Source organism: Paenibacillus barengoltzii G22 (genome assembly GCF_000403375.2).
Lineage (GTDB): Bacteria > Bacillota > Bacilli > Paenibacillales > Paenibacillaceae > Fontibacillus > Fontibacillus barengoltzii.
The window spans coordinates 102,904-120,421 of record NZ_KE159653.1; the positions used below are offsets into that span (position 1 = coordinate 102,904).

Annotated in this window: 13 protein-coding genes and 1 riboswitch; of the genes, 5 read left to right on the plus strand and 8 right to left on the minus strand. The window is 53.8% G+C overall.

Annotated features, from left to right (window positions below; all coding sequences use genetic code 11):
* Positions 1 to 76: 76 nt before the first annotated feature.
* Positions 77 to 2,395 carry a 5-methyltetrahydropteroyltriglutamate--homocysteine S-methyltransferase gene (gene metE / locus C812_RS08805; protein WP_016312319.1) on the minus strand — a complete coding sequence of 773 codons (2,319 nt, stop codon included), beginning with the start codon at positions 2,393 to 2,395 and terminating at the stop codon, positions 77 to 79.
* Positions 2,396 to 2,540: 145 nt separating this feature from the next.
* Positions 2,541 to 2,737, minus strand: a riboswitch (cobalamin riboswitch).
* 220 nt (positions 2,738 to 2,957) lie between these two features.
* Here metE and C812_RS08810 point away from each other — a divergent pair.
* From C812_RS08810 to C812_RS08825, 4 genes are read left to right on the plus strand one after another with little or no spacing between them, the layout of a single operon-like run.
* Positions 2,958 to 3,956: a multicopper oxidase domain-containing protein gene (locus C812_RS08810; protein ID WP_016312320.1), complete on the plus strand. Its 999-nt coding sequence runs from the start codon at positions 2,958 to 2,960 to the stop codon at positions 3,954 to 3,956.
* 43 nt (positions 3,957 to 3,999) lie between these two features.
* Positions 4,000 to 4,554 (plus strand): DUF2249 domain-containing protein, encoded by a 555-nt coding sequence (locus C812_RS08815; protein WP_016312321.1) that lies wholly within the window; start codon positions 4,000 to 4,002, stop codon positions 4,552 to 4,554.
* A 13-nt stretch (positions 4,555 to 4,567) separates the two neighbouring features.
* Positions 4,568 to 5,809, plus strand: a complete 1,242-nt coding sequence (locus tag C812_RS08820; RefSeq protein ID WP_016312322.1) for a heme-copper oxidase family protein — start codon at positions 4,568 to 4,570, stop codon at positions 5,807 to 5,809.
* 26 nt (positions 5,810 to 5,835) lie between these two features.
* Positions 5,836 to 6,135, plus strand: a complete 300-nt coding sequence (locus C812_RS08825) for a metal-sulfur cluster assembly factor (protein WP_016312323.1) — start codon at positions 5,836 to 5,838, stop codon at positions 6,133 to 6,135.
* A gap of 55 nt (positions 6,136 to 6,190) precedes the next feature.
* On the opposite strand, the gene C812_RS08830 is transcribed toward C812_RS08825, so the two are convergent.
* From C812_RS08830 to hrpB, 7 genes are all read right to left on the minus strand, one after another.
* Positions 6,191 to 6,577 (minus strand): cupredoxin domain-containing protein, encoded by a 387-nt coding sequence (locus C812_RS08830; protein ID WP_016312324.1) that lies wholly within the window; start codon positions 6,575 to 6,577, stop codon positions 6,191 to 6,193.
* 109 nt (positions 6,578 to 6,686) lie between these two features.
* Positions 6,687 to 7,334, minus strand: coding sequence for a response regulator (locus C812_RS08835; protein ID WP_016312325.1), 648 nt, complete (start codon positions 7,332 to 7,334; stop codon positions 6,687 to 6,689).
* Positions 7,306 to 8,169 (minus strand): sensor histidine kinase, encoded by an 864-nt coding sequence (locus tag C812_RS08840; RefSeq protein ID WP_016312326.1) that lies wholly within the window; start codon positions 8,167 to 8,169, stop codon positions 7,306 to 7,308. Before C812_RS08840 ends, C812_RS08835 begins: the two co-directional genes overlap by 29 nt.
* Positions 8,170 to 8,335: 166 nt before the next feature.
* Positions 8,336 to 9,802 (minus strand): N-acetylglucosamine-specific PTS transporter subunit IIBC, encoded by a 1,467-nt coding sequence (gene nagE / locus C812_RS08845; RefSeq protein WP_016312327.1) that lies wholly within the window; start codon positions 9,800 to 9,802, stop codon positions 8,336 to 8,338.
* 32 nt (positions 9,803 to 9,834) lie between these two features.
* Positions 9,835 to 10,332 carry a PTS sugar transporter subunit IIA gene (locus C812_RS08850; protein ID WP_016312328.1) on the minus strand — a complete coding sequence of 166 codons (498 nt, stop codon included), beginning with the start codon at positions 10,330 to 10,332 and terminating at the stop codon, positions 9,835 to 9,837.
* 288 nt (positions 10,333 to 10,620) lie between these two features.
* On the minus strand, positions 10,621 to 12,711 hold the full coding sequence (locus C812_RS08855) for a glycosyl hydrolase family 18 protein (protein WP_016312329.1): 2,091 nt from the start codon (positions 12,709 to 12,711) through the stop codon (positions 10,621 to 10,623).
* A gap of 629 nt (positions 12,712 to 13,340) precedes the next feature.
* Complete coding sequence (gene hrpB, locus C812_RS08860; protein WP_016312330.1) at positions 13,341 to 16,076, minus strand: ATP-dependent helicase HrpB; 2,736 nt, start codon at positions 16,074 to 16,076, stop codon at positions 13,341 to 13,343.
* 79 nt (positions 16,077 to 16,155) lie between these two features.
* Between hrpB and C812_RS08865 the strand changes: the two genes are divergently transcribed.
* Positions 16,156 to 17,514, plus strand: a complete 1,359-nt coding sequence (locus C812_RS08865; RefSeq protein WP_016312331.1) for a hemolysin family protein — start codon at positions 16,156 to 16,158, stop codon at positions 17,512 to 17,514.
* Positions 17,515 to 17,518 lie beyond the last annotated feature (4 nt).

Genomic DNA, 17,518 nt, shown 5'->3' on the forward strand with positions numbered 1-17,518 from the left:
TATTATCTTGCAACTAGTTTAACAATAGTTATAATAATCACTAACTACCACTTTGTCAATTACAGATTCAAAAAATTCAAACTTTATCCACTTCCGTTTCCGCCTGTATTCCTCTTCTAAATTTGCTGCGAACCTGCTCTGCTGCCGCCGTCATTTGTTTCAAAGCTGCGACTGTCTCCTGTTGTCCCCTCGTTTTCAAACCGCAATCAGGGTTGACCCAGAACAATTCCGGATCTAACACTTGAATCGCTCGCTCGATCAATCGTATCATCTCCTCCGCGGACGGGACGCGCGGACTGTGAATGTCGTAAACCCCTAACCCGATTCCAAGTGGATACGTATGCTTCTCAAAACTGTGGATCAGCTCGCCGTGGCTCCGTGAAGTTTCGATCGAGATAACATCCGCATCCAGCGCACGGATCTCTTCCAAGATATCGTCAAATTCGCAGTAGCACATATGCGTATGAATTTGCGTCGTATCCCGTACCGATGAAGTCGTCATCCGGAACGCCTTCACTGCCCAGTTCAAATAGTTCGACCAGTCCTTCTGCTTCAGCGGCAGTCCTTCGCGCAGCGCAGGCTCGTCCACCTGGATCATTTCAATTCCCGCTTCCTCCAACACTTCGACTTCCTTTCGCAAGGCCAATGCAATTTGATAAGCCACCTGCTCCCGGGACAGGTCACTGCGAACAAAGGACCAGTTCAAGATCGTGATCGGACCTGTTAACATGCCTTTCACCGGTTTGTTCGTCAGGCTTTGGGCGTAGGCCGTTTCCTTCACGGTCATTGGCCCAGCAAATTCGACGTCTCCATAAATGATCGGAGGCTTCACGCAGCGCGTTCCATAGGACTGGACCCAGCCTCCTTGCGTAAACGCAAATCCTGGGAGCTTCTCGCCAAAAAACTCCACCATATCGGTCCGCTCAAACTCACCGTGCACCAATACGTCGAGCCCGATCTCCTCTTGAAACTCCACCCATCTGCGGATCTCCGCTTGGATGAACGCTTCGTACTTCTCCGCGCTCCACTCACCTTTACGCCACTTCTGCCTTGCAGCCCGCACCTCGGCGGTTTGCGGGAAACTGCCAATCGTTGTAGTCGGCAGGAACGGCAGCTGCCACTTCGCCTGCTGCTTCCGCCGCCGTTCGGCGAAATCGCTGGCGCGCTCAGCCGGAGCAGCTGCGGCCTGCGCTGCTTCTTCCCGTACGAATGGAAGGTTGCGGGCTGGATCTGCAGCAAGCGCAGCCAAAGCCCGTCGATTCTCGGTGAACTGCACCGGCTCCGCTCCTTCTCCGTGGGCCGCCTTGCATAAGCTCACCAACTCCTCCAGCTTCTGCTCGGCAAAGGCCAGCGCATCGTGCAATACCGGATGCAGCCGCTCCTCCCTTGTTACAGATACCGGGACATGTAGCAAGCTGCAAGAAGGCTGCACGATGACCTCCGACGCTCCGGCCTGAAGCGAAATCACCTTCAGCAGGTTTAGTGCCTCATCTAAATCCGTACGCCAAATATTCCGCCCGTCAATCAGTCCCGCACCTAGCGTCTTGTCAGCAGGGAAGCCGGAACGCCGGAGTGATTCGAGGTTACCTTCCCGGCCATGAACGAAATCCAATCCCAAACCGTGCACCGGCAGTTCAATCAGTTCATCATACCGTTCGACCGCATCAAAATAGGTTTGGAGCATCAGTCGCAATCCCGGAACCTCCTGCGTAATCGTCTTGTAGATCAAGCGAAGCTGTAGTACGTCCTCCTCACTTAAAGAGACAACAACAGCCGGTTCATCGATTTGCACCCAATCTGCACCCGCTGCCTCCAGTTCGCGCAACACCTGTACGTACAGAGGCAGCAGCTTTTGGGTCCAAGTTTCAGCCTCCCCCGCGGTTTCCCCTTTGGATAACTTCAGCAACGTAAACAGTCCGAGCAGAACAGGCCTTCCGTTGATCCCGAGCTCCTGTTTCGCCTCCAGATAGGCTTGCAGCGGCCGATTGACAGTCAACTTGGGATCACGGTTCCCCAGCTCAGGTACGATATAATGGTAGTTCGTATTAAACCATTTGGTCATCTCGCTGGCGGTTGCTTCGTCATTGCCTCTTGCGATCGCGTAATACAGATCAAGCGAGATTTGTTCCCCGTTCCAAGCGAAGCGCTCCGGTACAAGCCCAAACATCGTCGCCGTATCCAGAACGTGATCATAATACGTAAAATCACCAACCGGTATGATATCAAGCCCCCGATCCCGCTGCACACGCAGGTTGTTCAAGCGAATCTCTTTTAATCGAGCATGAAGCTCCGGCTCTGTGATTTTCCCTGACCAATATGCCTCGATTTGCTTCTTCCAATCCCGTTGTCCACCGATTCTGGGATACCCCAGATTACCACTCAAAAAGTTCCCCATGTTCATTTCCTCCCATTGGTTTGATCAATCATACTAAGTCCGTAAAAAACACAAAAAAGGTCCTCGATAGCATGGCTAAAGAGGACCTTCGATCCGTTGTTCGATGGCTTGCAACTTTAACACCTCCCTATCTCCCGTAGGTACTGCAGTGCTGTCGAAATAGGCAGGTCTCCTGGCTTCGGGATCTTCGCCGGATGCAGCCTTCCCAGTGATAGGTCACCAGTGGCATCTCATACATCCGACTCCTCCGTTACAGTGGCGGGACCGCGCCGGCATTGCACCGGACTTCCCTTTTAAGCTTCAGCCATGCTCGGCCGAAACACCTATTTCCGCTATATTCGGTTGGAATATACCTTACATCTTACTTCATCTGTCTTGTGAATACAATACCAAACAGATCGGAATTTACTTATTTGTTTAGCAGGAATGGAGCACAAACGACAACATTTTCGACAACATTCATGTGATACATATCACAATCCACCCTCTAGACCCGTCGTACGATGAAAGTACATCAAGGAGCCATTTCCTTCACCATTATAGATAGAAAGAGGAATGACCGATGAAATCGCGGAACATCCCAAAGCTTCTGTTGATTAGCTTATGCTGTCTGATCATGATTGCCGCAGCATGGTTTGCGTTCCCGTCGGAGCCCCCTCAGGTCAGTGCCCCTCCCCTGCAAGCGGAAGAGCCGCATCTCCATCCACCGCCCGTGGAGCCGAGCATTAGGCGGGAAGGCCATACCGTCCGCATTGAAATGACTGCGCAGCAGGCGGATATCGAGATCTCCGAAGGTGTCACTTATCCGGCTTGGACGTTTAACGGAACCGCCCCTGGTCCGGTGTTGCGGGTAAAGCAAGGCGATCAGCTGGAGTTTACCTTAAAAAACTTAGATCCCGACATGCCGCACTCTATGGATTTCCATGCGGTCCATGCCGCTCCAAGCAAGAAGTTCATTGACGTGATGCCTAGCGAGCACGGCACGTTTACTTATCCCGCCACCACGCCAGGCGTGTTCATGTATCATTGCGGAGTTAGTCCGGTGCTGCTGCATGTGGCTAATGGGATGTACGGGATGATCATCGTCGAACCGACAGACGGTTACCCAACGGACTCGGAAATCGATCGAGAATATACGATTGTCCAAAGTGAATGGTATGCGGCCAATGATCTGGATGCGTTTCAACAAGGCGATCCGGAGGTTGTGGTATTCAATGGCGATGACTTTACGTTAAAAGACCATCCATTCCTCGCCAAAGTTGGCGACCAGGTCCGCTTGTACGTCATCAATGCAGGGCCAAATCACGTTTCTTCGTTCCATGTGGTCGGGACGACCTTTGATCGCGTTTATCTGGACGGGAATCCAAACAACCAGCTGTATGGAATGCAGACCGTATTGCTTCCAGCCGGCGGCGGCGCAGTCGTTGAATTTATCGTTACAGAGGAAGGGGATTATCCAATCCTTACCCATCAACTGAGGGACGCCAACCTCGGCGCTACGGCGATCTTGCGCGTAACCCAGGACGGAACGGATCATGGAGCACCGGTGATGAGCCATTAAGGACTACCCTATTCATGTAAATTCATAAACGAGGTGACGTTGGATGAATCGACAAGATGCCAAAATCATAGAGCTCGACGTCCGAGAGCAACTACGCAACAAGCTGGAGCCGTTCCAGCTCATCATGGACACCGTTAAGAAGCTAGAGAAAGATGATCTCTTCGTGCTGCACGCTCCGTTCAAACCGACTCCTCTGCTCAAGCTGTTGAAAATGAAAGGGCTCGTGGGCAAATCCGTGATGCAGGACAAAGAGCATTGGGTCAGCACATTTGTTCATAAGAAAAACAAAGCATGGCTCGAAGAAGAAAACGAATCGATTGAAGTAGCAGCAGATGCTGCTCCGATATCAACGGCGGTTTCCAGCGAAAATACCGCCAGTCCCAACATCATCACGCTGGACAACCGCGGTCTGGAACCACCGCAACCGATGGTCCGGACGCTGGCGGCACTGGATCGCTGTAAGTCAGGGGATGAGGTGCATATTCACAACGACCGAGTACCCGTATTTCTAATCGAAGAGTTAAACAGCTTGGGCTGCACCTATACAGTGGAAGAACAACCGGATGGAACCGCCAAAGTCCAAATCCGCAAACCTTAAGGAGGTGAACCTGATGCCAGCCATGTCCCGCCTGCCTTTTCTCTTTATCGTCACCGGAATCTTCGGATTCGTCCTGTTTCACGCCACCTCCCTGATGTCGCTCACGGGCTGGATCGGCGATGATATCCGCGGCCCGGCTGGCTGGTTCCAAGTCCACCTGTTTGTACTGGGCTGGGCAACCATGCTGGCAATGGGTGCCGTCTACCAGCTGATCAACGTTATTTTGCAGTCGAAAATTTACAGTGAACGTCTCGGGTATGTGCATTTTGCGCTGTTTACCATTGGGCTGTTTGGGCTGCTGTTTGGTTTCATTCAAGGCGATACGTATTGGATTGGCGGCTTTGCGACAATTGCATTCTCAGGAGTTGTCTTGTTCGTCTGGAACCTGACCGCTACGTTGCTGCGGGCCAGAACGTGGAACGCAATCACCATAAGCACCGCCTGCGCGATATTTTACCTACTGCTCACGGGGTTATCCGGGATGGCGATGGGGATCAATTTTGCGACCGGTCTATACAACGATTTGCACGAAAACCTATTTGGCACGCATATTTGGCTAGGAACATTAGGCTGGTTTGGACTGTTGATCACCGGGTTCAGTTATAAGCTGCTGCCGATGTTTTACTTGTCCCATGACTATCCAACTCGTCTGGAATACGTCGTTTGGGGCGTATGGAACGCAGGAGTTCTGCTGGGCGCGGCTTCCTTTCTGTTTGGTTTACCGACAGGCTTCAAAATCGCCGCACTGCTCCTGATCGTCGTTGCCGTCCTTTGTTATAACGTTCATCTGCTGCAAATCCGTAATAAACGGCATAAGCGCAGCCCGGGGGCAGGCATTGAGTGGACAATGACCGGGAGCCAAATCTTTGCCGCCTTTGCGGTCATGTTTGCGGTACGGTCGCTGCTGTCACCGGGGCAACTGCTGGAAACCCAAACCGTTCTTACCGCTGGCTTTGTTTACTTAAGCTGCTGGGTCTCGTTTACGGTGCTTGGCTACGTGTCCAAAATTATACCTTTCCTATGGTGGACCTACAAATACGGCAAACAAGCCGGACGCCCGGGAACGCCGGTGCTGGCCGACCTGTTGGACGAACGGAAAGTGAATCTTGGGTTGACCTTGATTCTTTGCGCGAATTTGACCGTCCTTATTGGCATCGTGACCGGCTCCTCGATCGGGATTGCCGTTGGAGGCGCCGTATTATCTATCGTTTCGGTGGCTTACATCGCTATAATCGCGATGGTGTTTGCACATTAATGACAATACAAATGGAGGGAGTCGCCATGAATAAAATTGAACAAATCCGTGAATGCCTGCGTGAGGTTTATGATCCCGAGCTTGGGGTAAATATCGTGGATCTTGGGCTGGTATACGATATTCGGGAAGAAGAGGATCAAGTTTACATTCAAATGACCTTAACAACACCTGGCTGTCCGATGCATGATACCATCGTGGGCGGTGTTCGATGGGTACTTCATGATCAACTTGGCATCCAAAACCCCGTCATCGACATCGTCTGGGAGCCGCGCTGGTCGCCGGAGCATATGTCGGAGACAGCCAAGGAACAGTTAGGGTATTTTTGAGGTAATTATCAAAACAAGCTGACGGCTTCATCTATGGGGATGAGCCGTCAGCTTGTTATTTTACGATCAGGACGCCTTTCATTTGCTTATGGTTCTTCCCACAGGAGATGTTGCAGGAGTACTCAAAGGTTCCGGCTTGGTCAGCCGTAAACGTAATCGTTTTGCCGCCGCGAACTTCTTTGTTGTATCCCTTGATTTTCAGCGAATGCATCCCTTGGGTATTTTCGAGCGTAATTTGCACCGTATCGCCCTTTTTGACCTTAATTTCTGTCAAGTCATATCCTGAAGAACTGGCATAAACAGTAAACGACTTCACCGGTCCTGCCGTTTCCGCTGCCGGTTCAGAACCGCTGATATAGCGCCCTGGGGCGTCAGCACATCCCGTTAGCAATAGCATCCCGGCCGCAATCAACCGGGCAACAGCACCCAAACGTTGGTTCATCAGCCTTTCCCCCTCTTGAACTAAGAGCTATTATCAGTTTAGAACGGGAAGGATTCATGCCTTGTGATTTCCATCACAACTTCAAGCTTTGTCCCTGATGCAGTTGAAATCAGCCCCGCGAGTCAATCCACCCTTGCTCCAGCGCATAACGCGTGAGTTGTACCCGATTTTCCAAATGCAGCTTTTGCAAGATGTTTTTGAGATGGTTTTTGACCGTCTGGTCGGAAATATGCAGTACCCCGGCAATCTCCCGATTGGTCATACCCTGCGCAACCCAGCCGAGGATCTCCCGTTCGCGGGCGGTTAACGGAGGTTGCTCGCTGTTTGATCGTTTGTTCACCGGAAACTCCTGCAAAATCCGCAATGCCAACTCACTGGATAATGGCGCTTCATCGCTGGCGATGGCCCTTAAATATTCCAACCAGGTTCCGGGCTCCAGATTTTTGAGCAGGTACCCCTGGGCGCCTTGCTTCAGCGCTTCAAACAGATGAGCAGCATCATCCGATACCGTAATGAGGACGATCTTCACATAAGGGTAGCGCAGCTTGATCTCGCGGGTGGTTTCCAAGCCATCCTTGCCCGGCATGCGAATATCCATCAAGATCAAATCCGGCATCCACCGCTCCGTCTGGGCGATGGCTTCGTCGCCATTTTCCGCGTAAGCCACGATTTCAAATGAATCATCCTCGGCCAATATCTCCCCGATCGCTTCCCGCGCATGCGGATGATCATCCACGACCAACACGCGAACCTTCATCTGTACCATCTCCTCCCCGAATTTGAATCATCGTTTCTCCCGACCGGGACGCAACTGTCAGTTCCCAGCCCATCTCGTTCGTCCGCTCCCGCATAATCTGCAGGCCGTAGCGGCCTGGTTTGACTGCAGCCTCTTCCGTGAAGCCGCGTCCGCGATCTGTAATCGTGACGGTGAAACTGTGCGCATCTCCAGATGCCGAGATCTCGATGGCTTGTACGCCCGCATGCTTGGCTGCGTTAATGACCGCTTCCCGCAGGCAGGATACCAGCACCATCTTCGCCTTCGCCGGCCAACCCGCTTCCTCCAATTGCCAGTCCAAATGCAACGTGAGTTGCTGTTCCACCGCAATTCGACGCACGATCGCCGACATGGAGGCTTCATCCCCTTCACCTTCCCGAGCGCCCGGAGGAATCCGCAGGTCGGAAATCGCCTCTCGTACATACCGGTTCACTTCATGAATTGATTTGCGCAGCCCGTTCCAATCATACGAACTGCCTGCCGCCTGTTGTTGCCGTTCGGCCCGGTCCACCTTGACGGAGAGCAGGAACAGAGATTGCGCGATTCCGTCGTGCAGCTCGCGAGCCAGCTGCTCCCGCTGCTCCAATCGGGCCTTCAGCGCCCGCTCCCGCTGTAATTCTTCCTGCATGCGTTCTAGGTTTGCGAACCAGCGATATTGCAAGGTAATACTCACCGCAAACAAAATAATCGGTGTCAGCACATTCCCAAGCTCCATCGACACAAAGGGCATGAGAAATTGGTGGCGTACCACCTCCCAGACCCCGACCACCAACGTTGGAATGATCAAGATCAACCATTTCGTAAATTTATAGGACATCGTCTAACTCCTTAAGTCGTTTTCGTTCGACTTAACTTTACCTAACCCGAGATCAGGCTGGCAAGCGTTAGACAAAAAAATTGAATCCTTTCGTGTGATAAAGCCGTAAAATAAAAAAGCAAGGCGGAACTGCCATTCCGCCCTGCTTTGTAGTACGTGCGTTACCTTACAGCATTTTTTTGATGTCATCCTTGATCGCTTCGGATTGCGGTCCGAACACGACTTGGACAGCGCCTTTGCCGAGTCTCATGACGCCCGATGCACCCAATTGCTTCAATGCGGCATCGTTAACTTGCTTATCGTCCTTGACTACGAGGCGAAGGCGGGTAATGCACGCATCCACGGACTCAATATTTTCCGGTCCGCCGATGTTCGCCAGAATTTTGGCTGAACGGTTGTCGGTAGCTCCCTTCCCTGTTCCGGAAGTCTCTTCCTCTACCGATTCAGCGATATCCTCAGCGTCTTCACGACCTGGTGTTTTCAAATTCAACTTGACAATCAAGAAGCGGAAGATGATATAGTATACAACCGCCGTAACCAGACCTACTGGGATGAGCAGCAACGGCTTGGTCGAGATTTGATAGTTAATTGCGTAGTCTATGAAACCCGCGGAGAAGCCGAAACCAAGCTTCATACCCAACGCGTAAGTGACATAAGCTGCAATCCCCGACAGCACTGCGTGAACCCCATAGAGCACCGGAGCGACAAACATGAAGGCAAATTCCAACGGTTCTGTAATCCCCGTCAAGAACGATGCCAATGCCGCTCCTAAGAAGATGGAGCTTACCATTTTGCGTCTTTCCGGTTTAGCCGTATGAATAATCGCAAAAGCTGCGGCCGGAAGACCAAACATCATGATCGGGAAGAAGCCGGTCATAAACATACCTGCTGTCTTGTCTCCAGCGAAGAAACGGTGCAAATCGCCATGAATGACGTCCCCTGCTGCATTCGTAAAGTCCCCGATTTGGAACCATACAATTGAGTTGATGATATGGTGCAGACCAAACGGAATCAACAACCGGTTCGCAATGATATGAATAGCCGAACCAATGCCGCCCAGACTGGTTACCCAATCGCCAAAAACATCCAAAGCTGCTTGGACCGGTCCCCAAATCAAACCGAAAATCAAACCTACAATAACCATCGTTACGGCAGTGACCATTGGAACAAATCGTTTGCCGCCAAAGAAACCTAACCAATCTGGCAGCTTGATATTATGGTACCGTTTGTACAAATAGGCTGAGATACAACCTACGATAATACCACCTAGTACACCCATATCGAGTTTGGTATCGGCGGATTGCATGAGTTCTGGGAAAATGCCGGGTACTCGACTAAGCACGTTCAGCAAAATCAAATGACCGATAACGGCGGATAAAGCAGCTACCGCATCTCCGGCCAAACCAATCGCAACGCCAACAGCAAAGATCAGCGGAAGATTGTCAAAGATCGTTCCCCCGCCTGCTGCCAAGAACGGTGCGATATACGTGTTGAGAAATCCCCCAACACCATCCCCCAGGTGAAAATCCTTGATGTAGTCGATGCTGCCGAACCTGAGCAGAATTGCCGCTGCAGGCAGTGTTGCAACCGGTAGCATCAATGACTTACCGATTTTCTGGAGAAAAGCTAGCATGCATTAACCATCCTTTCTTTACTTCTTGTATTTTATTGTAAAACCGCCTTCAAAATGACGCTGCTGCCTGCCGTCACAGGACCGGTGATAGGTTCAACGCTGCTTGTCACTTCTCCGGCGTTTGTTACTATAATTGGCGAAATCACCGGATAACCCGCTTCGCGAATGGCTGCAATATCGAATTCGATAAGCAGCTGACCTGCTTTAACTTTGTCCCCCACGGAGACATGGGCGGTAAAGCCCTCGCCTTTGAGCGACACGGTATTGATTCCAAGGTGGAACAGAAACTGCAATCCCGACGAATGCTCCATCATCACGGCATGATTACTTTTGATCACATGAACGACTTTACCGTCAAACGGTGCAACCAGACGTCCTTCGCTCGGTTCAACGGCGATCCCTGGACCCATATGGCCCCCGGCGAACGCTTCATCTGGAACTTGAGCTAACGGTACAGCCTCCCCGGTTAGCGGTGAAAGGATCTCCAGTACTTTACTCTCCGTATTTTTCTTTCTCCATTTTGAAAACATATGGCTCTCCTCCTATTTCTAATTACCTATATTCTGGCATCTTTAAGAAATCAATATGCCTATTCCCGGATATTGGGAGATATAGGCGAAAAAAAAGAGCCAAGAAAAGAAGCCTATGGTTAATCTAGGTCTGCTTTCCCTGGCTCATGCCCATTCTAAATCAATGGTAACACGCCAAAAGTCATTAAATTGTCAATCGGTTATGTGACTATAATAATTCAAGCTCTCACCAGCGTCAATAGAAAAATGAAAGCGTACACAAGATGTTAGTTATTTTAAATTTTAATCTTATAGCGCCTGAAATAATGCGGGCACCTTATCCGGTTCCCAGCCCGGCAGTGACGTATGGGCTTGAAGTACTTTATAGGTCACACCGTTATACGTTACAAGCTGATTTACGGTATAAGACGTATAAGGTGCCCAAACTGCCGGCCCTGTCCCTTCCGAATCCGTAGTTACCGTCACCGCGTTGCTCGAAGGTGACAGATTGCCGGCGGCGTCTTTGGCCTTCACGGTAAACGTATAGGAAGTCGATGGCGCTAGGCCGCTGATCGTCGCCGTTGTTCCCGTTACCGTCGCAGCAAGCTGACTGCCGTTATATACCTCATAACCGGTCACGCCTACGTTATCGGTCGACGCGCTCCAGCTCAGGCTGACGCTGGTTGAGGTTTTGGCCGTCACCATCACGTTGCCCGGTGCGGTTGGAGCGGTCGTGTCGCCCGGGTTGGTTCCAGGCTCGGTCGTAACCGTAACCGGAGCGCTGGCTGGTGAGACATTACCTGCAGCATCCCTTGCAACCACGGTAAATGTATACGTCGTATCAGGGGCAAGATCGCTGATCGTCGCCGTCGTTCCCGTTACGCTGGCCGCTTGCATTCCGTTCCGGAAGACGTTGTACCCCACAACGCCAACGTTATCGGTAGAAGGCTGCCAAGTTAACGTGACGGAGTTTGCCGTTTTAGAGGTGACCGTTACACCGGTTGGCGTAGACGGAGCTACCGTATCTCCCGGCGGCGTTATGCTTCCGCCCAGATCGTTTCTCAGCTTGGTGAGCAGCGTTGTGTTGCGGTCACCGCTCAGCTCCCAGAACATGGCCCCGGCAAGACCGCGGCTCTTGATATAATCGGTTTTGAAGCCGATGGATTGCGGATCGTCATACGAGATAAACCGCCGGACCGAAGGATTGTACAGATACGGCACCTTGGCTGTATCGTTCCAGTAGCGGGTATACCCGTTCTTATTGATATAATTTGCTTCCAGGTCATAGTAATCAAAGGAACCGGCCTCCCACGTTCCTACCGAAGACCCTCCGCTGGCGCTTTGGTATTGACCGTTGCCAGCGTTGTTTACACCATCCCAACCGCGGCCGTAGAACGGAATGCCAAGCACCAATTTATTGGCGGGTACTCCGGCGTTCAAATGGCCTTGCACTGCGGCGTCGGCATTAAAGACAGAGGCGCTGGGTACGCCAGCGTTGCCAGCAGCCGGATCATAATACAGCGGCGCATTATGGGCCGTAATTTGCTGCCACCCGCCGTTAAAATCATAGGTCATAATATTAATCCAATCGACAATGGAGGCGATATTGCCAAGCTCGGTATTGCTGACGAAGGAAGGCGAAGCCCCTGAAGCGATCGTCAGCAAATATCTTTTGCCATCAACCGCACCGGCGGAATCCAGCTTATTCCGGATCTCTTGAAGCAGCTTCGTATAATTCTGCTTATCCTCGGGACGATAGCTGTTCCCCGGCAATCCGCCGGCAACCGGGTATTCCCAGTCCAAATCAATGCCGTCAAAGTTAAACTTCCGCAGGAAGTCGACAGCGGAGTTAGCAAATGTCTCGCGTGTAACTTGGCTGGCAGCCACATCGCTGAAGCGGTTGGACCAGGTCCACCCGCCTACCGAAATGATCGTCTTCAGGTGCGGATTCGCCTGTTTGAGTTTATTGAGCTGATGAATATTGCCTGCATACGGTTGATCCCAGGTGTCGCCGGGAAATAACTTGCCGGTATCGATCCAAGGGTCTCCCAAGACGATTGTGCCGTTAGGCACGTTAATGGTTTGGCCCTTCTCGTCCTGCGTCGGCCAGGTTACAGGGTTCGGACCGGCTGGGTCCGGATTGCCGTGACGGCCGTCCCAGGCGATATCGGCAAAAGCATAGTTGATATGGGTGATCTTGGAGGCGTCGATATCATAGACATTAAAATTGCGGTCATAAGCTCCCCAAGATGGATAGTAGGCAACGATTTTGTAAGGATCGGCAGCCTCAGCGGCTTTCGGTTGGAGCAGGCCGCCAGGCAGCAGCAGAGATAAAGCCAGACAGGTCAGAGTAAACAGCTTCCACTTCTTGGTGAAGCTATGGGTTCTCTTCGAATGCATCACTTAAATCCCTCTCTTTCAATCGAAATTGAATTGGAATAAAGCTAGCAGTAAGAACTCTGGCTGTGTGATCCATGAAATGGGCCAACGTCACGAGTCTTTCGCGTTCGTCAACCATTCTCCTTTCCCTTTGGAACTATCCGACAGGCTCCTCGCTTATCCTCTGTCCGCCGCAGCCAATCACCTCCACAAATAACTGATCTCATTTCACTTCTTGTAAGCGCTTAAAGCCAATCCCGGCGCCTAGAGGATCTCTAAGTAGCGCCTACAAATCTATTAAATCATAATAGAAATGGGTATTAAAGGATAATTTTCTATTATTTAATCGATTAATCGGCTAAAAAATGCAAAAAACGCGGCGATCTCAGAAGATCACCGCGTCTGAAAAATGGGATATGGCGCTGGTTTGGTCGATATAATCGATTTTTCATCCATATTTCGTGACAAAGTGTTGAAATCAGGAAATCTATATGATTTTTCAAATAAAAATGTGGCAATAAGCTCCCATCAGCCCAAATTTATATGAAATTTCATTTAGATTAGGCCAAAATGGCCCCTTATCCGCTGAATCTATTCGATATTTCGTGTTCAATCCCGGTTCAAGTCAGTGATGGCACGCCAAACTCATGTTAACGCTGTCCATCCGGTCGCACTTTTCGGGTTGCGGTGGCTTGAAGCGGATCGTCCGGCCAATAATGCTTCGGGTAACGTCCCTTTAAGTCCTTCTTGACCTCAAAATAGGTATGTTCCCAAAAGCTACGCAGGTCTGAGGTAACCTGAACGGGACGGCTGGCCGGTGACAACAAATGCAGCGTAATGGGAACCCGTCCAAACCCGATCCGCGGCGTCTCCATCATGCCAAACACTTCCTGCAAGCGTACCGCCGCATAAGGGGCTTGAGGGCCGTCGTAGTGGATTTGGATTTTGGAGCCGCTGGGGACAAGCAGGTGTGTTGGCGCTTCGGCATTTAACTCCTGTTGTTGCGGCCAAGTCAGCAGGCTCTCCAGGATATTGTATAGAGACAGTGCCTGCAAATCCGACCGCTTACGAACGCCGGATAAATACGGCGCGAGCCATTCCTCCGCGGTTGCGGCCAGCGTATCATCGGACACATCCGGCCAGTCCGGATTGAGGCGGTGCAAAAACATCAGCCTCTCTTGCAGCTTCCTCGTCTTCTCCGTCCACGGCAAGATGCCAACGCCTTTGGTGGCAACGGCCTCAAGCAATGCTTGCACAATCTGCTCCGCGCTTGGCGACGGATCCGGCTGCTCCCGCAGCACGATTGCGCCAAAGGTCCGGCGGATTCTCGCCCGCACTGTTCCCGATGCATCATCCCATTCCGCCCGCCTCTCCTCGGTAATTCCCTCCGCATGATGGCGGTACACGTCCTCTTCCTCCAACGGGGCTGCCAGCAAAATCCGCCCTTCGGTCCCCTCGTCGTCAACCTCGGCAATCGCCAAGAACGCAGATTGACCTAAGGAATCCTTGTGGAGCAGCTGCGCCCCCCGCCCGTTACGCATCACATACCGTCCATCGGGGCGGCGGAACGCGATCCGATCCGGATATGCGAAGGAGACAAGCAATCCGCAACAGCGATCCAGATCCGTAGGAACGGACGCAGATGGAGCTTGCGAAGTCAGGTCAGATCCGGCTGGTGCGGGAGCTGTGGGCTCAGCGCCGGACGCGGCCTCGCTGTCCGGCGGCTCGAAATCAGGGTCGTCTTCGGCATCCGCGACGACCCATCCGCCAAGCTCGGCGGGCGCCTCAGGCGCGCCGAGCGGCGACGCCTCAGCCAGCGGCTCCTGCTCCGCGAGCCGCTGCTCCCACTGGCGGGCGAGCGCAGCGATGCGCCGCAGCCCGCCCAGCCCGGGCTCCTGCACTGCGGCGGCAAACTGGCCGCCGCCCCTGCCCCGGGGGCCCGGGGCCCCGGCCGCGCCTCCGGACGCGGCCATCACCAGCGCCAGCCGGCCGCGCAAATCCGCGTCGCGTCCGGCTGGCCCGCGCAGCAGGTCGCGCTCTTCGAGCAGCGCGGCCAACGCGCATGCCGGCGCGCGGAGCCCCAGCTCGCGCGCCCGCAGGAGCATGTGCGCGAGGCGCGGGTGCAGCCCGAGCGCGGCCATGCGGCGGCCGTGGGCGGTGATACGCCCGGCCGCATCCAAGGCGTCCAGCTGGCGCAGCAGCTGGACGGCCTGCGCGTACGGCGCCGGCGGCGGCGCGTCGATCCACGCCAGCTCGTCCGGCGCGGCGGCGCCCCACGCCGCCAGCTCCAGGGCGAGCGGCGCGAGGTCCGCCTCAAGCATCTCCGGCGCCGTCCGCGCAGGGAGCAGGCGGTCCTCCGCCTCGCTCCAGAGGCGGTAGCACACGCCGGGCGCTGTCCGCCCGGCGCGGCCTCGCCGCTGATCGGCGGAGTCGCGGGCCGCCCGCACCGTCACCAGCCGGCTCATGCCGGTGCGCGGCGAGAATAACGACGTGCGGCGGAGGCCGCTGTCGATCACGACCGTCACGCCATCCACGGTCAGGCTGGACTCGGCGATCGACGTCGCCAGCACGACCTTGCGCTGCCCTGCTGGCGCAGGCTCAATCGCCCGCCGCTGCTCCGCTTGCGGCATCGCCCCGTACAGCGGCGCCAAAATCACGCCCGTCGGCAGCCCATCCGCGGCCAGCAACGACTCGGTGCGCCGGATTTCCCGTGCGCCCGGCAGGAACACGAGCACGCTGCCGTCATGCTCGGCAAGGGCCCGGCGAACCGCCCGGTGCACCTTCCGTTCCAGCGGCTCGTTTGCAGCTCCCGGCGCATATACCGTCTCCACCGGGAACATGCGTCCCCGGCTTTGCACTACTGGCGCACCATCCAGCATCTCGGCGATCGGCCGAGCGTCCAATGTCGCCGACATCACAAGCAGCCGCAGGTCGTCACGAAGCAGCTGGCGGCTTTGCCAAGCCAGAGCGAGACCCAGATCAGCATGCAGACTGCGCTCATGAAATTCGTCGAAAATGACCAGGCCTGTCCCGATTAAGGCCGGGTCCTGCTGCAGCATTCGCGTCAAAATCCCTTCGGTGACGACCGTGATCCGCGTGTTCGCCGACACTCGGCTGTCACCCCGCATACGGTAGCCCACCGTCTCGCCCACCGCTTCACCAAGCTGGGACGCCATATAGACAGCCGCAGCCCGTGCTGCCAAACGCCGCGGCTCCAGCAGCAAAATCCGCTGTCCCCCAAGCCAAGGTTCGCTTAGGAGCGACAGCGGAACACGCGTCGTTTTGCCTGCCCCGGGCTCCGCCAGCAGCACGGCAGTTCCCGCTTGGTCAAGCGCTTGTTGCAGCTCAGGGATGACTTCATCAATAGGCAAAGGAAGCTTTGTCATGATTCTCTCCTTACGGGTTACACTATGAGAACATTTTACCATACGGTGCTAAGAAACGAAGGGATCGGAGGAAAAACGATTGCTAAAGCTGCTCGTCCTTTTACTGCTGATCGTACTTACCGCATTGTTTGTCATCATTGAAGCATCACTGCGTGCGTTACACCCGCGGACCATCGAAGCTTGGGCGCGGGAAGGCCGACGTGGAGCGTCCGCACTTCGCGCCCTGTCGCAACGGATCGATCAGGCGTTGTCAGCCTGCCAACTGGCCATTATGGTGAACTCCCTGACTCTGGGATGGCTGGGCCAGCCAATTGTTCGCAGCCTGCTTGCGCCGATCTTTGTTCGGCTGCCCTTATCGGAGTCCGTAGAAACCTTTTTCTCTTTTCTTATCGCGTTCGTGTCGATTACCTACCTGCATGTTGTGCTTGGCGGATTAGTTCCGCAGGTGCTGGCAGCCCAACGGGGCGAAGCCATCATCCTGGCATTTGCCCGGCCGCTCTTGGTATTGAGCACCCTGCTATCCCCGTTCCTCTGGCTGCTCAACCGTTCCTCCGGCCGCATCGTAGCATGGCTTGGCCTGAAACCTGCGGCGGACTGGGACGACGCGCACAGCGAGGAGGAGCTTCGGATGTTGCTGAGCGAAAGCCTGGCCAGCGGCCGGATTAACAAGAGCGAGTACCGCTTCATGAACCGAATTTTCGCCTTTGATGATCTGCTCGCCAAAGATATCATGGTTCCGAGAACCGATATGGTCTGCTTGGATGCAGCTAAATCCCGCGAGGAGAACCTGAGAATGATTCGACAGGAGCAATACACCCGATTTCCTGTCATTCGTGGAAATAAAGATAATATTATCGGGGTGATAAATACAAAAGCGTTGTTCCTGGCTCCCGAGGATCAGGCCGATGTCCCTTTGGTTTCCCTCGTGCGTCCTGTGATGACCGTCTCGGAAAATATCCCCCTTCCGGCCCTGCTGACCAAGATGCAGAAGGAACGTTCGCATATGGCCGTGCTGATTGACGAATACGGCGGTACAAGCGGGATGGTGACCATCGAGGACATTCTGGAAGAAATCGTCGGCGACATCCGCGATGAATTCGATGCGGAGGAAGAGCAGGAAATTACCGAGGTCGCGGCGAATCACCTCATTGTTGACGGCAAAGTTTCCGTATCGCTGATTAACGAGTTGCTGGACGCCGATTTGGAGGAAGACGAGGCGGATACGATCGGCGGTTGGATCTATGGGCATAACCTGGACATCGAAGAAGGAACCCAGTTGGTCTATGGAGACTTGCAATTTACGGTCCTCGAGCGCGAAGACAGCCGGATCCGGAAAATCGAAATCCAAAGGCTGGACACGCCTCATATGGACAGTGCTTATACATCAGAGGGCGGTGACGAAGCCCGGAACGCTCGAGAGCCCGAAGCAGGCTTATAATACG